Origin of the sequence: uncultured Senegalimassilia sp. (assembly GCF_934630535.1) — a bacterium.
Taxonomy (GTDB): Bacteria; Actinomycetota; Coriobacteriia; order Coriobacteriales; family Eggerthellaceae; genus Senegalimassilia.
Genome location: NZ_CAKTVU010000002.1, coordinates 85,841 through 105,246 on the forward strand (window position 1 = coordinate 85,841; position 19,406 = coordinate 105,246).

Here is a 19,406-nt window from a genome sequence, read left to right on the forward strand (position 1 = left end):
CCGATGTGGTTTGAGCGTAACTAAATTAGTATAGCGGCGAAAAGGGAGGCAGGAAAGCGATTCCGCGGAATCCCCAGGTTGCGTTTATCGGGACTCCGCCAGGTAACGCAAGCGTTCGGCTTCGCGGTCGCGAGCCTCGGATGCGCAGGCGGCGGCGAAGGGGGCGTTTTCCGGGTCGAGGCATTGCTCGATCGGCACGCTGACCGGGTGGAACAGCACCTGGACGTTCTTGCCGCGATCGGCCGCCAGGCTCTCGAATGCGTCCAGGAGCGGCCAATCCACCGTGTCCATAGCGCCCGAGAGCACCACGCCGCAGAACAGCGGGACCTCGCAAGCTGCGGGCATCTTGCCGCGGTTCTTGCGCCATAGCCACGTGATGAGCGCGTCCTTCGCCAGATTGACGGGAGGCATGGTGCTGCCGGCTGCGCGATGCGGCGTCAAAGGCTCGATGGGGCAGCGTAGGTGCGTGACCGTGACCCCCAGCTCCGCCACCGCCCGGGAAAGCGCGTCGAACACGGCCGGCACCGCGTGCGTATGCTGGTGGCTATCCACGCGCATGGTGCTTTTCATCTGGGGGAACGCGGTCAGGTAGCGCTGGATCTGCGCGACGCACTCGCGCTGGAGCTGCTGGCGGAACGCCCAGCGTTGCGAGCTCATCGACAGCTTCAGCAGGCCGACGAAGTCGTTCGCGAACGTGCCGCGCTGGTTCACCAGCAGGGACACTTCCGCAACCGGTGCGCACGGGCGGCCCTCGACCAGGTTCAGGTGCAGCGCCATGGCAAGCTTGCCGGATTCCACATAGGGACGCGCCATCTCCGCCGCCGCCTCGAAGGCGGGGCTGTTCGCGAAGATGCTGACCGACGACAGCGCTCCTTGCCCGCCGCAAACCTGCGACAGCTTAAGGATCTCGGCTGCCTGCTGCTCGGTGATGCCGTAGTCGTCCGCATGGAACGTGACGCTCATATTCGCCCCTCTTACCTTTTCTACTTGTGGTTATGAAAACCCTAGGGTAGCCCCGGGGTTTTTCTACGCAGGTTATTCCCACTTGTGTATGCAATGTTAGACTAGCAGCGCATTATGACAGGTTTCTAGGCGAAGGCAAACAACATGAAGCTCTCACGCGGCGCGCACGAACGCTTATCATCAAGCGCGTTCCATATCCTCCTGCTTGTCGCAGGTGCCGCCTTCCTGCTCACCGACGCGTTCCATGGCAACGTGTGGTTCGACGAAAGCTACTCGGTGGGCATTGCAAACCACAGTTTCGCCGACATCTGGTACTACAGCTCCGGAGACGTGCACCCCGTGCTGATTTACTGGGCGCTGCACGTGCTGAACCTGGTGTTCGGGCAGAACATCACCATATATCGTCTGTTCACCGTGGCGGGCGCCATCGCCATGGCAGTGCTGGGCTACACCCACATCCGCCGCGACGCCGGCTGGGCGACCGGCGTGCTGTTCAGCTTCTTCGCCCTGTTCACGCCCTACATTTCGCTGATGGCCGTTGAGATCCGCATGTACTCGTGGGCCACGTTCGCCGTGATGCTGTGCTTCATCTACGCTATGCGCATCATCGGCACGCAGCTGGCCACGCCGCCGACGCGGATTGCGCAGGCCGCTCGGGGGCTGAAGTGTTGGGCGGGCACGCCGCGACGCTGGTGGATCGCATGCTTCGCTTCCAGCTTGGCCTGCGCGTACCTGCATTATTTCGGCGCCATGTCGGCGTTCATGATCAACGTCGTGCTGCTGTTCGCCCTTGGCGCGCGTGCCTGGCGGCATCGCAAACGCGGTCCGCATCCGCTGCCCGAGCAGGCCGTTTCCGCGGGCGCTCCGCTGCGCGTGCTGATCATCGGCTGCGTTGTTCAGGTGGCGCTGTACCTGCCGTGGATCGTCACCGCCGTGACCAGCCAGATGGGCGTGGTGGGCGGCACCTATTGGGCGAAAATCGTGTTCCCGACTACGTATATCGAGCTGGCAACGTATGCGTTTTTGACGAGCCCCTTATCGTTTGCCGCGCGCGGCAGCTACGGCGTGGTGCCGCAGGTGATCGTGCAGGGCATCGGCTATGCCGCCGTGGCGGTGCTGGCGTTCCTAATCGCGTGGGCCGCGCGTTGGGCCACGTGGCGCATCGGGCTGCATCGCGCGGCGCGAAAGCAGCAGATTGCGGAGGCGAAGGCGCAGCGTGCTGGCGGAGCCGCGGGTGCGGAATCGGCTGCGGGCGTGAGCGCGGGCTCAGCCGCAACGCCAAGCGAGAACCAAGCTGCAGCGATCGCAGCCGGGCTCGGCGAGCGCTCGATTTCGGATGCGAGCACGGTCCCGACCAGGGGTGCGAGTGCGAGCGAGGGCTCAGCCGTGGGAGCCTCCGCAGGCTTTGCCGAAGGTGCATCTGCCGGCCCTGCCGCAAACACGGCTGCTCGCGCCGTAAAGCATCTACGTTTGAAGCGTTTTTACGCGTGGCTCGTGTCCGATCCTATCGCGCCGGTGGTTGCGGCGCTGACGGTGTACTTCGGCGTGTTCGCCATTTCTTGGACGGCTTCCATGGTCATGAACTCCATGATCTTGTATTATCGCTACTTGTTCGTAGCCATCGGCCCGCTGCTGTTCGCAATTGCGGCGGTGCTATCGCATGTTCGCACGAAACCGCTGGTGGCGGGCGTGGTCGTCGTCACGCTGGCGACTTCCGTGGTGAACCAGGCGCTGCTTGTGCGCGACGACTACGACCCGGCTAACAACGTTCCCGTGCAGCAGTTCCGCGAGACGGTCGACCGCGTTGCCGACCAGAACGGCGGCCAGTCGCCTCTGGTGGTTTCCACCGACATCGGCTACATGGGCGTCACGTCGGTCATGTGCCCCGACATCCCCCAAACCTATATGGATTGGCAGAAGGGCAACTGGGACCGCGCGTACATGGCGTACTCGCCCACGCTGGTCAGCAAGATGAGCTGGGAGATCATCTTCAACAACTTCCACGGCACGTTCATCTGCCTGGGTCAGGCGCAAAACGACAGCTTGCCGCGCGACATTTCCGACCTCAGCCAAAAAGACGGCTTCAACCTGGTGGAATACCACACCTACTACCGCCCCTACGAACGCACCTGGATGACCATCGCCGTGATGACCAAGTCGTAGACGGAAAGCGCTGTGGGGCTTGGGCGATGTTCTCCTGACCATTTGTTATCATGGTGCGTTGGAATCGATGCAGGTCCTTGGCTGCGTTTGCGCTTTCCGCGCGGTTGCAGCCAAGGCGCTTATATATGCAAGGAAGTTGGTACCTATGGCGTTTATGCTGGGCTGCGAGAAAGTGCGCGTGGATTTCCCCACGAAGACGGTGTTCGAAAGCGTGTCGCTGGGCGTTGACGAGGGCGATCGCATCGGCATCGTGGGCCGCAACGGCGACGGCAAGTCCACGCTGCTGTCGGTGATGGCCGGCATGCTCGAGCCCGACGAGGGCCGCGTGCTGCGCAACGGTGCCGTGCGCGTGGGCGTGCTGGGGCAATTCGACAAGCTGAGCGACGATGACACCGTCGAGCGCGCCGTGGTGGGCGACATCCCCGAGTACGAATGGGCCGGCGATGCGCGCATCCGCGATATCATCGCGGGTCTTGCCAGCGATATCCCGTGGGACGCGAAGGTGGGCACGCTTTCGGGCGGCCAGCGCCGCCGCGTCGACCTGGTGCGCCTGCTCATCGGCGACTGGGACATCCTGGCGCTTGACGAGCCCACCAACCACCTGGACGTTCGCGCCATCACCTGGCTGGCGAACCATCTGAAGAACCGCTGGCGCGCCGGCCAGGGCGCGCTGCTGGTGGTCACGCACGACCGCTGGTTCTTGGACGAGGTGTGCACCCGCATGTGGGAGGTGCACGACCGCGTGGTCGAGCCGTTCGAGGGCGGCTTCTCCGCATACATCCTGCAGCGCGTCGAGCGCGACCGCTTGGCGGCCCTGGCCGAGGAGAAGCGGCAAAACGCGCTGCGTCGCGAGCTTGCCTGGCTGGCGCGCGGTCCGAAGGCCCGCGGCACGAAGCCGAAGTTCCGCGTGGACGCCGCTCACGAGCTGATCGCCGACGTGCCGCCGCTGCGCAACGAACTGGAGCTCAAGCGCATGGCCATGGCGCGCCTGGGCAAGCAGGTGGTGGAGCTGAAGAACGTCACCGTGCGCTTCGACGGCAAGCCCGCGCCCGTGCTCGATAGCGTGGACTGGATCATCGGGCCCGGCGACCGCTACGGCATCGTCGGCGCCAACGGCGTGGGCAAAACCACGCTTTTGAAGGTGATCCAGGGCGTGCAGGCGCCCACGTCGGGTTTCGTGAAGATCGGCAAAACGGTGAAGTTCGCGGTGCTGTCGCAGCATCTGGACAACCTCACCCGTTTCGGCGACGACCGCGTTCGCCAGGTGATCAGCAACTACACGCGCCGCATGATGCTCGACGGCAAGGAGATGACGCCCGCGCAGCTGCTGGAGAAGCTGGGCTTCTCGCGCGCCGACCTTAACGAGCCGGTGTGCGACCTGTCCGGCGGTCAAAAGCGCCGTCTGGCCCTTATGCTCATCTTGCTGGACGAACCTAACGTGCTCATCCTGGACGAGCCGGGCAACGACATGGACACCGACATGCTGGCCGCCATCGAAGAGCTGCTGGACGCATGGCCGGGCACGCTGCTGCTGGTCACGCACGACCGCTTCCTGATGGAGCGCGTCACCGACCATCAGTTCGCCCTGGTAGATGGCCATATCCGCCACTTGCCGCGCGGCGTTGAGGAGTACCTGGAGATGTCGGCGCGCGCGCCGAAGCCGGTTGCACACGCCAAGGCGCCGCAGAGTGCGGCGGCGGGCGAGGGCGCGAAGGATGCTGCCGCCGGCGACGGCCCGCAGCTGTCCGGCGGCGAGATCCGCGAGCTGAAGAAGCGCATGCGCAGCTGTGAGAACAAGACCAACACGCTGCGCGGCAAGATCGAGCAGGCGCAGGCGGACATGGCCGCCGCCGACCCGTCCGATTTCGAGGCGCTCGGCAAGTTCCAGCAGCAGATCGACGACTTCCAAGCGCAAATCGACGAACTCGACGAGCAATGGCTCGAAGCCGCCGAGGCCCTAGGGGAGTAGGGAACGGGAAGCGTGAACAGGGGACGGAGGTGTGTTCAAACTTGAACACACCTCCGTCCCCTGTTCACTGTTCACGCAAAAGCGCCTCGGACCGCAGATGCCCGAGGCGCTTTCGATATTCCACCGGAGGGATCCGGACAGAATCGTAAGGAATAGGTGGCCGAAACGACCGTGTAACCTGGTAGGTTACGGGCGCAGGCCCATGCCGCCTTCGAGCGTGATGGTCTCGCCGCTCATGAACTTGAAGTCGGGACCGCACAGCTGCACGACGGCGCGACCGATCTCGGTCTCGACATTGCCGTAATGGCCCATCGGAGGCATGTGCACGTTGGCCTCATAGGCCTCGGGGTACTGCTCCTTGAAGTTCTCAAGCGCGGCGGTCCAGGCCAGCGGGCAGACCACGTTGGCGTTGATGCCGTCGGGACCCCACTCGGTGGCGGCGACGCGCGTCAGGCCGCGGATGCCTTCCTTGGCTGCAGCGTAAGCGCACTGGCCGTAGTTGCCGAACAGACCGGCGCCGCTGGCGAAGTTCACCACAGAACCCTTGGTCTCCTTCAGGTACGGATAGCACGCCTGCATGTAGTAGAAGGCAGCGTACAGGCCGGAATACAGCGCCAGGTCGAACTGGGCGGTGGTGTGGTCGGCGATGGTGACGCCGGAAGCGGAAGCCTGGGCGTTGTTCACCAGCGCGTCGATGCGCCCGAACTCGGCCATGACCTGGTCGACGGCGGCTTGCACGACCGCCTGATTGTCGGCCTGGGCGTTCACGTCGGCCTGGATGGGCAGCACGCGGATGCCGAACTCGCCCTCAAGGCGCTCCTTGGCGGCTTCGAGCTTCTTCACGTTACGGCCGGTGATGGCAAGGTTTGCGCCCTCTTTGGCGAAGGCGGTGGCGATGCCGAAGCCGATGGAACCCGCGGAACCGTCCTTCAACGCCGCAAAGCCAGCTCCGGTGATGATGATGGTTTTCCCGGTGAAGTAGCCCATGTTCGTCTCCCGTCTTCGTTCGCGTATGCCTCAGATAGATGGCCGCAACAGGCAAGGGATCGTTGCGGCCGTTTTGGATGAGCAAGGAAAAGTGTAATCGCTATTTGGTTTGGTCAAAAGAACCAAAACAGTGATAGTTTTACATACCAGATAGACCAGTTGCCCTGGTGCGTTCAACCGCTCAAACCCGCCGTTCCCGCTGCAAGCGCGCCGAAAAACGCGCATTTGCGGCCATACGCGAAAGGATCAGCCCATGTCGGCATCTCAGCAGGCAGGTATGCTTACGTACGATTTGCGCTCGCGCGGCACCAGTTCGCTTTACGAATTCCTATACCAGTCCATTCGCGAGGACATCGCGCGCGGACGCATTCCCTGCGGAACGAAGCTGCCGTCCAAGCGAAACCTCGCACAGCACCTCGACATCGGCGTTGCAACGGTCACGGCTGCCTACGACCAGCTGATCACGGAAGGGTTCGTGCGCACCGAGCAACGTCGCGGCTATTTCGTGGAAGACGTGTCAGAGTTCCGGTGTAAGCCGGTTGCATCCCAGGTCAAAGGCTTGAATAGTGAGGACCCGGAGTACTTCGTGGACTTGAAGGCCAACCGCACCAGCGTGTCGTTGTTCCCGGCTACGGTGTGGGGGCGCTACATGCGCGAGGCGCTTTCGCTTCCCAGCGACAACCTGCTGCGGTCGATCCCGTTCAACGGCCTGCCCGAGCTGCGGCGCGCCATCGCGTCGTACCTGCGGCGCACGCGCGGCATGGACGTTTCGCCCGACTGCATCATCATCGGCGCGGGCAGCGAGTATCTGTATGGCCGTCTGCTGCAAATGCTCGGGCCCACCACCACGTTCGCCATGGAAAACCCCGGCTATCGCAAGTTCGCCGCCATCTCCAAGGCGTTCGGCAACCCCTGGCGGCCCGTTCCCATCGACGAATCGGGCCTGCTAGTTGACGAGCTTGAGGAATCTGGTGCCGACGTGGTGCACGTTTCGCCGGCCAATCATTTCCCGACGGGCATCGTCATGCCGATCAAGCGGCGCCTGGAGCTCTTCGAGTGGGCGAACCGCGCGCGCAAACGCTACATCATCGAGGACGATTACGACAGCGAGTTCCGTTACAGCGGCCGCCTGATCATGCCGCTGTTCGCCGACGACGCGTCCGACAAGGTGATCTATCTGAACGCCTTCTCCAAAACCATGGTGCCCAGCCTGCGCATCAGCTACATGGTGTTGCCGCCGAAGCTGCTGGCGCGCTACGTGGACACCATGAGCTTCTACTCGTGCACGGTTTCCAGTTTCGAACAGTATGCGCTGGCCCGTTTCATCGACGAGGGCCACTTGGAGCGGCACATCAACCGCACGCGCAACTTCTACCGCCGCCAACGTGAGGCGGTTTTGCGCGAGATCGCCCAGTCGCCGCTGGCGGAGATCTCGCACGTCGAGGAGCGTAACGCGGGCACGCACTTCTTGCTGTACGTGCGCACAAGCCTCACGCATGACCAGGTCAGACAACGCGGCGCGGAGCAGGGTCTCAACATCTCGCTGTTCAACGACTACCTGCTGCGCGACGGCGACGGATTGAGCGAGCGCACAACGAAGCGTTTTGAGAAGTACTCGAACGGCGAAACCGCGCTCGTGCTGAACTATGCCGGCATCGAGCCGGATCGGCTGTCGGAAACGGTCCGCCGCTTGGCATGCGTGTTCCCGGAGTGCGAATAGCGCTTCCGTCAACAGCCCCTCAACGCCGCGTCAACGGTGGGTAAGCATCCTGCGCAGGTTTCATGGCCGGCATTTCCGCTTGCGAAACGCACCGTACAATGGCGGCGACGCGAAGGATGCGGAACAAACGCGCGGCGCATGGGGCGCGGCGGCAAAGGAGGCTTTTGCATGATCAAGCTCATCGCATCGGATATGGACGGCACGCTCCTGGACGGCGAAGGCAATGTGCCGCCGGAGACGTTCGACCTGATCAAGCGGCTGAAAACCGCGGGCATCGGGTTCGTGGCCTCCTCAGGCAGGCGCTTCGATACGCTGCAGGAGCTGTTCGCCCCGGTGAGCAACCAGATGGATTTCGTCGCCTCCAACGGCGCGCAAGTGGTGATCGGTGGCCAGCTTGTGGACCGCGAGGTGTACAGCCATGCTGCGCTGCGCAGGCTCAAGGACGTGGTCGATCTGTTCGACGGCTTGCACCTGGTGGTGTACGACCGCAAGATCTCCTACTTGCTTGACGACGAGGAGCGCTTCGAGCGCGAGCTGGACAAAAACCTGCCGAACCCGCTGCGTGTGCGCGACCTGCCGTGCCCCGACACCAGCATCATCAAGGCTTCCATCTACGTAGACGACGCCGTTATGGACATGGCCTACATCCTGGAGCGCGAGATGGGCGAGGACTTCGTATTCGCGCCGTCCGGCCGCAAGTGGATCGACGTCATGCAGCGCGGTGTGAGCAAGGCCACGGGTATCAAGCAGGTGATGGCCGCGCGCCACGCCCGCGCCGAGGAAGTGGTGGCGTTCGGCGACTCCATGAACGATTACGAGATCTTGCGCATGGTTGGCACGAGCATCGCCATGGGCAACGGCCGTTCCGCCATCAAGGAAATCTCCACCAAGGTGATCGGCCCCAACACCGAGCACGCCGTGCAACGCGAGCTGGAAGCGCTGCTCAGCATGATGGGGAAGTAGCGGCATTTCGCACACCCTTCGAAAACCACCCTGGTCACAGGCTTAAACCACCCTTTTCGGACGTGCAGCATCAATGGGTTTCCTCCTACTATCGTGCTTGTCGAGAGCCGCGTTTCGGCGGCGAATGGGAAGCACAAGAAGGAACAGGAGGACCTTATGAGCGAAAGCGAGCACACGGGCAGGTTCGCGCGGACCAAGCGTAATCGCGCCATTGCCGCGGTGTGCGTGGTAGCAGCCGTGGTTGTTGCAGCAGTAGGAGGGTTCACGGTCTGGCATAACCAGCCCAGCTTCTGCAACAGCATCTGCCACACGCCCATGAACGCGTATGTGGAAAGCTATTACAACACCGACGGAACCATGCTTGCTAACGCACACATGAAGGCGGGCAAGGACTGCCTGACGTGTCACGAGCCGAAGATCGGCGAGCAGATAGTCGAGGGCATGCACTGGGTGACCGGCGACTACACGTTCGACGAGGACACGCAGCATCTGGTGAGCCGCAGCGGCGAGTTCGCCACTCAGGAGTTCTGTCTTAACGAATCGTGCCACAACATGGACCTTGACAAGCTTAAGAAGAAGACCGAGTGGATGGCCTGGAATCCGCACGACTTCAGCGAGCATGGCGTCACCGACTGCGGCGACTGCCACAAGATGCACAGCCAGTCCGTCATCACCTGCTCGGAGTGCCATTACCAGGCTGCCGAGGATGTGCCCGAGGGCTGGGATAGCATCCCGTATCGCGAGAAGAAATAGGGAAGGGGAACGATTATGAACGTCAAAGGCAACGATGTTTCCCGTCGCGGCTTCCTTACGGGCGCGCTGACCTTCGGCATGGGGGCGATGGCGATGGGCCTGACGGGCTGCGGCACTCCGCGAACCCTTGAGGCGGAAGCCGCGAAGAACACCATCGACGGCGGAGAGTACGACATCGTCGTGGTAGGCGCAGGCGGCGCAGGCATGGCTGCGGCCGTGGGTGCGGTCGATCAGGGCGCAAAAGTGCTGCTTTTGGAGAAGATGCCGGTAGCAGGCGGCAACACCTGCTTCGCCGAGGGCGGTATGAACGCATGCTGCACGAAGTTCCAGAAGGCCGCCGGCATCGAGGACAGCGTCGATCTCATGTCCTCCGATACCTACGCGGGCGGTCATGAGAAGGGCAACATGGAGCTCATCCGCCACATGTGCGCCGGCTCAAGCGACGCTATCGACTGGCTTGATTCCATGGGGATCACGCTGTCGAAGCTTGGCACGTCGGGCGGTGCGTCGGTCAAGCGCATCCATCGCCCCGAGTCGGGCGAGGCCGTTGGCAAGTACATCGTGAAGGGCATGACCGAGCAATGCCGTCAGCGCGGCGTGTCCGCCGTGTGCAACACGAAGGTCGAGGAGATCGTCATGGACGACGGCAAGGTGGCGGGAGTCCGTGCCACCGATCCCAACGGCCTGCCCATCGAGTATCGATGCCGTGCGCTCATCGTGGCAACGGGCGGCTTCGGCGCCAACAGCGAGATGCTGGCGCAGTATCGTCCCGAGCTTCGCGACGCCGTGACCACCAACCAGCCGGGAACGCAGGGCGATGGCATCCTGTTCTCCCAGGCCGTAGGCGCCGACACCGTCGATATCGACCAGATCCAGGTGCATCCGACCGTCGAGCAGACCACCGCAACCCTGCTGTCCGAGAACATTCGCGGCGACGGCGCCATTCTGGTGAACACCAACGGCGTGCGCTTCACCAATGAGCTGCTCACGCGCGACCGCGTGTCTGAAGCGGAATGGGCGCAGCCCGGGCGCGGCGCGTTCGCCGTGTTCGATCAGTCGGTGCACGATAACAACCTGTCGGTTGAGGAGAAGTTCGTTTCGCGCGGTCTTATCCACGTGGCCAACACTTTCGAGGAGCTGGCGCAGAAGATGGGCGTGCCGGTCGATGCGTTCGTGAACACGGTGACGTCGTACAACGACAACATCGCCAACGGCGTGGACGACCCCATGGGGCGCACGAAGAGTCTGAACCCCCTGGAGAAGGCGCCGTACTATGCGCTTCCCGTCGCGCCGGGCGTGCACCATTGCATGGGTGGCCTGCGCGTGAACGCCGCGGCCGAGGTGCTCGACGCCGACGGCAACGCGATTCCGGGCCTGTTCGCCGCTGGCGAGGTTACCGGCGGCATCCACGGCGGCAACCGCCTGGGAGGCAACGCTGTGTGCGACATCAACGTCAACGGCCGTCAGGCACAGGAAACGGCGTGCGCATACGTCTTCGCATAAAGAAGACGTTTAGCGTGTATGCAAAAGCCGGGAGCGCGATCACGCTCCCGGCTTTTGCGCGCAATCGGGTAGTAGACGATGCAGGGTTTGCGCGAGGCTTTGCTTCGGCGATGGGAGACGTTGAGGACCGCCTGCATCGCCGATACGGCAACGCGTTTGTAGCGATTCGGAAAGTACGCTTGCTATAATTATGCGCTTGAAAGAGGGAGGGGCGCATGAACGACGAGATATCCATGGCCGCGCGGCGCGTGCATACGACAAGCTGGCAGGAGTTCCGGTCCACGTATGGGCCAAGGTTCGCCGCCTGCTTCATGGGCCTGATTGCCATTCGCGTATGGACGCAATGCTGTCTGTACGATCGGTATACGGCAACCGATTCGGGCGCCATCACCATCATCGGCAACATGACGCGCGTCGCCCTCATCTTCATCCTCATGCTCGTGTTCTCCCGTATCCCGCTGAGCGGGCGCGCCCGACAGGCTCTTGACGTGCTGTCGATGACGGCAATGACGTTGGCGCCTGCGCTTTTGCTTGTGCAAATAGAGTATCCGACGTTGCCGCTCGGCATTCCCGCTTCCATGCTTGCGGGATTGGGCATCGTGTGGGGCGGCGGCATGTGGATCACGTTCTTCGACCGCTTGGACGAGGGCGAGGCGCTTATCTACTCGTTCGCATGTCTGGGAATCAGCGCGATTTTAGGCTTCGTTCTAGGATTCTTGCCGTTGCCTGCCGTGTTCGCCATCGGTTTGTTCATGCCGACGCTATCGTTCGTGCTATTCAAGCAGGCTATGGACACGCTCGATGCGCGGCAAGACGTCATTCCCGAACCGAAACGCGACCGCGTCTACGATCACGAGAGCAAAACGCTTCCTCTACGCATTCTTATCGCCGTTGCGCTGCTTGATTTCGCTCTTGGCGTGGCGCGTGGATTCCCGGAGGGCACTTCCATCGTTTTGGCGCCTTCGTTCCAGCTTGCTCACCAGATCGCCGTGGCAGCGCTGTGCGCTGGCATCATCTGGTGGGTGCTCGTGCGCGGCCGCGGCTTGAGCTTCGGGGCGATGTGGTGGCTCGAGGTCGCCCTCATGGTCATCGGCGTGCTGCTTATCGTATCCCTTGACCAGGCGCAATTCGGGGCGATGCTCATCACCGTATCGAACACGTTCATGATCGGGCTGTTGTGGTATGGCGTATATGATTATTGCCGTCATAGCTCCATTCCGTCGTATCTGGTGCTTGCCGCCGTTTGGGCGGCCCATTTGCTTCCGCGCGAAGCTGGCCGCTACCTGGTTTTCCTTTTTGGACCCCAGCTTGGGCAATCGATGTTCGTCATAGCCGCATTGGTATGCCTGCTTGCGCTGAGCATGGCCGTGATGTTGCGGGGCAGCCAGCCGAAAGCACGGCGATTCTTCGCCACCTTCGGCTCGCCCGATGCACGCAAGGACGCTTTGGAGCGCACCGTGGTGGCGGAAGCTGCGCCTGCACAATGCATCTCCGGAGAGATGCAGCCGACGTCGGTTTCCGCTGTGCCTGAGGAAACGCCCAGCGGGCAAGGTAGCCGCGATGTTGAGGGCGCGACGTTCGAGGATGGTCTACGGGCTCGCTGTTCTGCGCTGCAAGCGCGTTTCGATTTGACCGACAGAGAAACCGATATGGTTTGGTATTTGGCGCAAGGACGTAGCAAGGCATTTATCAGCCAAGAACTTCACCTATCGGAAAACACCGTGAAAAGCTATACGCGCAATGTGTACTCGAAGCTTTGCATCCACTCCAAGCAGGAATTGCTCGACGCGCTGAGTGAAACCCACTAGAAGCGCTTGGCAAGCAAGTTAGCCGCTGCAGCATCGCGCGAGGAATCGTATTGCAGCCCAACCGAATCGGGTTGCCGACAGCCGACCTGCGAACGTGGGCGGTTGCCCGATCAGGCTTGCGTGCCGTCGAGCTTCTTGATGACGACGGACAGCAGTGCAGCCGCAAGGGCTATGGCGGCAAGCGCGAGCATGACGGGCGTGAGCCCGAAGGCATCCCCGGCCATGCCCAGGAATGGTTCGGCCACGCCTCCGAGGCATATTGCCACGCCGTACGTTAAACCCGATGCCATGCCTAGATGCTGCGGCACGTAACCCATGCCCACGGCGACTGCAGAGGGATAGAACAGGTCGACCCCGATGGCCAACACGGCGGTCAGCGCCAAAGCCAGCCCGACTGATGAGCCGTTCAGCGCGAATACGGCACCGGCGAGGGCGGTAACGGTCAAGCAGGCAATGGTAAGCCTGTGCGCGCCGATTGCTTCGGAGGTGCGGCCGGAAAGCGCGGTGCCTACCATGCCGGCGATGGAGAACAGCGAGATGGCCAGCGAGCTTGCAGCCTCGGTTTGCCCGAGCACGTTCATAAGGAACAGCGGGATAAAGGCCATGAAGCCGTAGCTGAGCACGGATCTGAGCGAAAGCGTGGCCATTACCAGGCCGAACAGCCCCCAACGCTCGGGGCGCTCCATGACCGCCGCGTCCGATACCGTGACGGCATTCAGCGCTTTGAACCGGCCGTTATGCAAAAAGAGCGTCGCCGCGCACAACACCGTGGGCACGAGGAACACGGCAAGCCCGTGCATGCCGAATAACGACAGCGAAACAGCGGCCATAATCGGCCCGATGAAGAAGCCCACGTTGCCGCCGACGGCGAAGATGCTCATGCCGTTGCCCTTGCGCGCACCGGCTGCCAGGTTGGAGATGCGACCGCCTTCCGCATGGAACATGGCCACGCCGAACCCGCACACCAGAGCACTTATCACGATAAGCGGATACGAATCGGCCCAACCGATGCCCGCCATGCCCGCACCGGCCAGCAGCACCCCAAGCCCCATGAACCATGGGCATGCGCGGCGGTCGCTGATCCAGCCGAACAGCGGCTGCACCACGGCAGACACGATATTGGCAGCGAAAACCAGCATAACGGCTTGCGTATACGAGCACCCGTCCACAACCAGAAAGGGCAGTACTGCCGATAGGGCGCCTTGGTTGATATCCGAGCACGCATGCCCGAGCATTGCCAGGTAGTTTGAAACCCGATCGCCATTTCGCGATGGATGTGCGGTCAAGATAGCCATGCGACCCTCCTGCCTCCTTCCGAACTACAACAAGCTGATCCGATAAGATTCGTCAACTTATCGGTCTTGCAACGAACGCATGTTCGATGATACCATAAAAGAAACGGGGCGGCTGCAGATATTTCTTGCAACCGCCCCGAAAGGCTCGATCGTTTGGAGCGGCGTGCTTTACGCAGCCTTGGCGGTCTGGCGGGCCTCCTTGCGCTTCTCCAGAGAGTCGACGCACACAGCGGCGGACTGGTCGCCGGTGATGTTGACGACGGTGCGCATCATGTCGAGCACGCGGTCGACGCCTGCGACCAGCGCGATGCCCTCGACGGGCAGGCCGACGGACTGCAGCACCATGGCCAGCATGATCATGCCGGAGCCGGGGACGCCGGCGGTGCCGATAGAGGACAGCACGGCGGTCATGACGATGACGCACTGCTGACCGAGGGTCAGGTCGATGCCGAAGACCTGGGCAATGAAGATGGCGCAAACGCCCTGGTAGATGGCGGTACCGTCCATGTTGATGGTGGCGCCCAGCGGCAGCACGAAGCTGGAAATCTCGCGGCGCACGCCCAGCTTCTCGGAGCACTCCATGTTAATGGGAAGCGTGCCCACCGAGGAGGCGGATGCGAAGGCGAACGTCATGGCGCGGAACTGGCCCTTGAAGAACGTCAGCGGGCCCATCTTCGCGATGGCCTTCACCATGCCGGAGTACACCAGCACCATGTGCAGGATCATGGCCAGGTAGGCCACCAGGATGAGCTTGAGCAGCGGCAGCAAGATGTCGGGGCCGTTGGTGGCAACCACGGGGGTGATCAGGCCGAACACGCCGAACGGAGCGATGGAGATGATCATGTGCATGATCTTGATGCACACTTCGGACATGCCGTTGACGAAGTCGGCGACAGGCTGCGCCTTCTTGCCGGCGGCCAGGATACCGAAGCCGAAGAACAGCGCGATCACGATGATCTGCAGCATGCTAGCGTCGGACATGGGCTGCACGAAGTTGCTGGGGAAGATGTTGACGACGGTCTCGATGAAGGAAGGAGCGGCCTTTGCCTCATACGAAAGCTCGTCGGTGGTCAGGGTGTAGCCGCCGCCGACGTTGAACACGTTGGCGATGATCAGGCCGATGATGATGGCGCATGCGGTGGTGCAAAGGTAGTACGCGATGGTCTTGCCGCCGATGGCGCCGACCTTCTTGATGTCGGACAAGCTGATGACGCCGGCGATCATCGAGAAGATGACCAGCGGCACCACGATCATCTTGATGAGGTTCAAGAAGATGGTGCCCAGGGGCTTGATGTAAGTGGTGGCGATATCAGGGGTGCCCTGCAGGGCAAGGCCGGCCACGACGCCCAAGGCCAACGCAATGAAAATCCACGTGGTAAGGGAAAGACGCTTAAACCAAGGCTTGTCGGCGTTTTCGGCGGAAACCGCTTCCGTAGCCTCCTTAACGTCTGTTTTGACCTCTTGCTCAAGGTCGTTGATCTTGGACATGTGAACCCTCTCTAACTCAAAAATCCCTTCCAATGCAGCCGACGCTTGCGCGCGCTGCTGCAATTGAAGCGCCATAAGGCACAAACGCGCATTGTACCCGAAACTCTACGAAATCAGCCCAAAACAATCATCGTTTTCGGTTGCCGAGGGAAAACGGCGGTTGAGGAATCTATATTATCGATAATATATCTTATGTTATCTTGTCTTCCCGGCCAGCGTCACAAGGGCCAGCATGACCAGCATGAGCACCAATCCCGCCCAATCGAAGCCGGAAAACGCTGTACCCAGGAACACGCAGGCGCAGACGCTGGCGCTGATCGGCTCGACGGCGCCCAGCAAGCTGCCGGTGACCGAGCCCACGAACGCCACGCCGCGCAGATACAACCCGAACGACACGAACGTCCCCAGAAACGCCAGGCCGCCGATGAGTACCAGCCAGCCGAACGCGTCCATGCTCGCAACCGCCTCGGGAGCGCCCGCGCCCATGGCAAGCTGAATGGCGTACGCGATTCCCGAGCACACGCACGTCACCAGCATGCCGACGCTTGTAGCCGCAAAACTGCCGAAACGGTCGAACAAGCCCGCGGCACGCGGGGTCAGCACGTAGATTGCAACGCACACGGCGTTCAAAAGGCCCCAGAACAAGCCAGCCGCCGGTAGCACCAGCGTGCCCAAATCGCCCTGCGTGGCGATAAGCACCGTTGCCGCAAAGGCGCAGATCAGGCCCACAAATTCGTTCCCCTTCGGCAAATGCCGCCCCATCACGCACGTGAACAGCATGACGAACACGGTGCTGAGCATCTGAAGCACCGTAGCGGTGCCGGCGTTGGTGAATGCGATGGTCATGGAATACGCGAACTGGTCGATGAACAGCGCGACGCCGAACACCAGGAAAAACAGCTTCACACGCGGTTCGCTCTTCCAAATCAGCTCGAGCATGTAGCGGCGGCGTGCCACCAGCACGCCAAAGAAGAACAGCGTGGCCACCAGCGAGCGCACGGCAGTGGCGAACATGGGCGTGATGCCGTAATGCGAGAACAAATGCTGGGCGCACGCACCCGACACGCCCCACAATCCGGCACCCGCAAGCGCACAGGCGATGCCCACCAAAAACATGCGGCGCCGCGCGGCGGTCGCCGCCTGCCCATCAGCAAGCTGCGCGTCCGTTTTCGCCATAACCTAAACCCTCCCCAATGTATACCAACGTATGCGTTAAAATGTCGAAAGCGATTGTAAAGCAATACGTCGGCTTGCGCATTCTCATGCGGTTGCGCGCCGGCGTCGAAGCGGAGGAAGTCTTATGGCAATCAAGGAACTGGTCCACGACGAAGCGGTGCTGTCCACTCCCTGCGAGAAGGCAACGGCCGAGGATGCCCAGGTGGCGCAGGATCTGCTGGACACCATGGCGTCGCTCGACGAGGCGGCCTGCCTGCACGCCAACCAGATCGGCGTGACGCGCAACCTGTTCGCCTACGTTGACGAGAAGGACGTGCAGCATGTCATGTTCAACCCCGTCATCAAGCTGGGCCTGGCCGCAAGCAAGCAGGTAGAAGGCTGCTTCACCCACGAAGAGCCCGTCACGGTCACCCGCTACGACCGCATCAAGGTCTCCTACGAGGAGCTGGTGGACGGCAAGCTGGTCCCCCGCAAGGGCGATTTCCGCGGCTGGGTCGCGCAGCTGATCCAGCACATGGCCGACCACGGCAAGGGCAAGTTCATCTAAGCGCTCACGAGCCGAAGGGCACTCCCCTTCGGCTCGTTTTCTTTTGCGTGTTTTGCAGATTGGAGCATCTTTATGAGCAACGAGCTTTCCCGTCGTCAGTTCCTTGCCGGTGCAACCGCCTTCGCTCTTGGCAACGCCATGTTCGGGTTGCCGCGTCGCGCGTTCGCCGATGATGCGCAGGCGGGCAGCGCCATCGTCATCCTGCACACCAACGACGTCCACTGCGCCGTTGGCGAAGCCGACGAAACGGGAGCGGCGCCGCTAGGGTATTCGGCGCTGGCAAGCTATGTTGCCGACCGCAAAGGTGTTTTCGGCAGCGGAAACGTCACGCTTGTGGATGCCGGCGATGCCGTGCAGGGCAACGTCATGGGCACGCTGACGCAGGGTCAGGCGCTCGTCGACATCATGAACGCCACGGGATACGACTACGTGATTCCCGGAAACCATGAGTTCGATTACGGGATGGCGCAGTTCAATCACCTGGTAGGAAGCGCAAGCGCCACATACCTGAGCTGCAATTTCACCGACAAGCGCCCCGAGGTGCCCACGCTCATGTTCGCTCCGTACGCCATCCGGGCTTATCCGCTTGCCGGTAGCGGTACCGCGCGCGTGGCGTTCATAGGGGTTACCACGCCGGCGACGCTGACGGCCTCGTCGCCGAAATCGTTCTGGCGAAGCGACGACGACCATACGTGCGTATACGGCTTTTGCGAGGACGATACCGGCGCAGCGCTTGCCACGGCGGTGCAAAACGCCGTGGACCAAGCACGCGCAGCAGGCGCCGATTACGTTGTGCTGCTGGCGCACCTTGGCCAGGACGGGTCGCCCGACATCTGGCGCTCCGACGCGTTGGCGAAGCGCTGCCGCGGCATCGACGTGATCATCGACGGCCATTCGCATCAGGAATATGTGCAGGTCAAGCAGGACGCCGAAGGCAAAAAAGTCATCATCACGCAAACGGGCACGCAGTTCTCCAGCGTGGGCCAGGTCGTCATCAACCCGAACAGCGGCGCCATCTCCGCCAGCACGCCAGCCTTCGAGGCGACGCTTCTGCGCGAGGCCCGCAAAAGCGACGATCCCGCATACGTGCAGGAGGTGACGTTCGGGCGCGATGCCGGCGTGCAGGCGACCATCAACGAGAAGGTCGCGGATGTCGAAGCTCAAACGGGAACCGTGATCGGCGCGTCTGAGGTTGACCTATACGCGTTCGAGGACGATGACTACACCTGGGCCGTCCGTGCGCACGAAACGAACCTTGGCGACTTCGTGACCGACGCGTACCTTTATTATGCGACGAACGCGGGTGTCATGGCAGACATCGCATTCGTCAACGGCGGCGGCGTTCGCGCAAACCTCAACCGCGGCAACGTGACGAAGGGCGACCTCATCAACGTGAACCCCTTCAATAACCAGCTTTGCTACACCAGCGTTTCGGGTCAGGATCTGCTTGATGCGCTTGAGCTTTCGGCCAGCAGCTTGCCCGAGTCCAACGGCGACTTCCTCCAGGTTTCGGAGGGGCTGGAGTTCGTCATCCGCACCGACATCGACTCGCCCGTTTTGCGCTCGGGCAGCACGTTCGTCGGCATAGACGACGCGAAGGAACGCCGCGTGCGCAGAGCGAAGCTACACGGCAAGGCCATCGATCCGCAAGCGGCGTATACGCTGGTGTGCCACTCGTACTACCTGGTGGAAGGCGGCGGTTCGTACAGCATGCTGTGCAAGAATCCGGTCACGCTGCTGGGCCTGGACAACGATGCCCTTATGGAATACGTGCAGCTGAACCTGCAAGGCGTTATCGGACAGCAATATGCAGGCGCCGCGGGTCAGGGGCGCATCGCGACGCAGGTTGGACCCGACCCCGCGCCTGATTCCGACCCCACGTCGAAGGGCGAGCCCGAGCAGCCCGAAACGCAGCCTCCGGCGAACGACGCCAGCGACCCCAAGCCCCTTGCCCCGACCGGCGATGACGGCGCCCTGAAGGCAGCCTCCGCAGCCGTTGCTGCCGCAGCAGCAGTCGGAGCAGCCGCTTTCGCCACCGCCCACGCAGAAACCGAGGACGAACGCGCATAAC

General features: G+C 62.2%; 14 protein-coding genes. 9 read left to right on the top strand and 5 right to left on the bottom strand.

The window, feature by feature from the left end; genetic code table 11:
- Positions 1–84 precede the first annotated feature (84 nt).
- Positions 85–963: a ChbG/HpnK family deacetylase gene (locus Q0D52_RS01925; RefSeq protein ID WP_294379841.1), complete on the bottom strand. Its 879-nt coding sequence runs from the start codon at positions 961–963 to the stop codon at positions 85–87.
- 144 nt (positions 964–1,107) lie between these two features.
- Between Q0D52_RS01925 and Q0D52_RS01930 the strand changes: the two genes are divergently transcribed.
- Together Q0D52_RS01930 and Q0D52_RS01935 are read left to right on the top strand one after the other, a co-directional pair.
- Positions 1,108–3,126 (top strand): hypothetical protein, encoded by a 2,019-nt coding sequence (locus Q0D52_RS01930; RefSeq protein WP_294379842.1) that lies wholly within the window; start codon positions 1,108–1,110, stop codon positions 3,124–3,126.
- Positions 3,127–3,271: 145 nt separating this feature from the next.
- Positions 3,272–5,095 (top strand): ABC-F family ATP-binding cassette domain-containing protein, encoded by a 1,824-nt coding sequence (locus Q0D52_RS01935; protein WP_294379843.1) that lies wholly within the window; start codon positions 3,272–3,274, stop codon positions 5,093–5,095.
- Between the two features lie 186 nt (positions 5,096–5,281).
- Here Q0D52_RS01935 and Q0D52_RS01940 read toward each other — a convergent pair whose 3' ends face one another.
- A complete protein-coding gene (locus tag Q0D52_RS01940) occupies positions 5,282–6,082 on the bottom strand; it encodes an SDR family oxidoreductase (protein WP_294379844.1) in 801 nt (266 codons plus the stop codon).
- Between the two features lie 253 nt (positions 6,083–6,335).
- Here Q0D52_RS01940 and Q0D52_RS01945 point away from each other — a divergent pair, with 253 nt between their 5' ends.
- The 5 genes from Q0D52_RS01945 (at position 6,336) to Q0D52_RS01965 (ending at position 12,829) form a co-directional block, all read left to right on the top strand.
- Positions 6,336–7,802: a PLP-dependent aminotransferase family protein gene (locus Q0D52_RS01945; protein WP_294379845.1), complete on the top strand. Its 1,467-nt coding sequence runs from the start codon at positions 6,336–6,338 to the stop codon at positions 7,800–7,802.
- 168 nt (positions 7,803–7,970) lie between these two features.
- Positions 7,971–8,765: an HAD family hydrolase gene (locus Q0D52_RS01950; RefSeq protein ID WP_294379846.1), complete on the top strand. Its 795-nt coding sequence runs from the start codon at positions 7,971–7,973 to the stop codon at positions 8,763–8,765.
- A gap of 156 nt (positions 8,766–8,921) precedes the next feature.
- Positions 8,922–9,518, top strand: coding sequence for a cytochrome c3 family protein (locus Q0D52_RS01955; protein WP_294379847.1), 597 nt, complete (start codon positions 8,922–8,924; stop codon positions 9,516–9,518).
- 15 nt (positions 9,519–9,533) lie between these two features.
- Positions 9,534–11,021: a flavocytochrome c gene (locus tag Q0D52_RS01960; RefSeq protein WP_294379848.1), complete on the top strand. Its 1,488-nt coding sequence runs from the start codon at positions 9,534–9,536 to the stop codon at positions 11,019–11,021.
- 215 nt (positions 11,022–11,236) lie between these two features.
- A complete protein-coding gene (locus tag Q0D52_RS01965; protein WP_294379849.1) occupies positions 11,237–12,829 on the top strand; it encodes a LuxR C-terminal-related transcriptional regulator in 1,593 nt (530 codons plus the stop codon).
- Between the two features lie 110 nt (positions 12,830–12,939).
- Here Q0D52_RS01965 and Q0D52_RS01970 read toward each other — a convergent pair whose 3' ends face one another.
- From Q0D52_RS01970 to Q0D52_RS01980, 3 genes are all read right to left on the bottom strand, one after another.
- Entirely contained in the window at positions 12,940–14,124 is a 1,185-nt protein-coding gene (locus Q0D52_RS01970; protein ID WP_294379850.1) for an MFS transporter, read from the bottom strand.
- A 168-nt stretch (positions 14,125–14,292) separates the two neighbouring features.
- Positions 14,293–15,612, bottom strand: coding sequence for a dicarboxylate/amino acid:cation symporter (locus Q0D52_RS01975; RefSeq protein WP_294379851.1), 1,320 nt, complete (start codon positions 15,610–15,612; stop codon positions 14,293–14,295).
- Positions 15,613–15,807: 195 nt separating this feature from the next.
- Positions 15,808–16,788, bottom strand: a complete 981-nt coding sequence (locus Q0D52_RS01980) for a DMT family transporter (protein ID WP_294379852.1) — start codon at positions 16,786–16,788, stop codon at positions 15,808–15,810.
- A 124-nt stretch (positions 16,789–16,912) separates the two neighbouring features.
- On the opposite strand from Q0D52_RS01980, the gene Q0D52_RS01985 reads away from it, so the two are divergent.
- On the top strand, positions 16,913–17,335 hold the full coding sequence (locus Q0D52_RS01985; protein ID WP_294360172.1) for a peptide deformylase: 423 nt from the start codon (positions 16,913–16,915) through the stop codon (positions 17,333–17,335).
- Positions 17,336–17,407: 72 nt separating this feature from the next.
- Complete coding sequence (locus Q0D52_RS01990; RefSeq protein ID WP_294379853.1) at positions 17,408–19,405, top strand: 5'-nucleotidase C-terminal domain-containing protein; 1,998 nt, start codon at positions 17,408–17,410, stop codon at positions 19,403–19,405.
- Position 19,406: the final 1 nt, after the last annotated feature.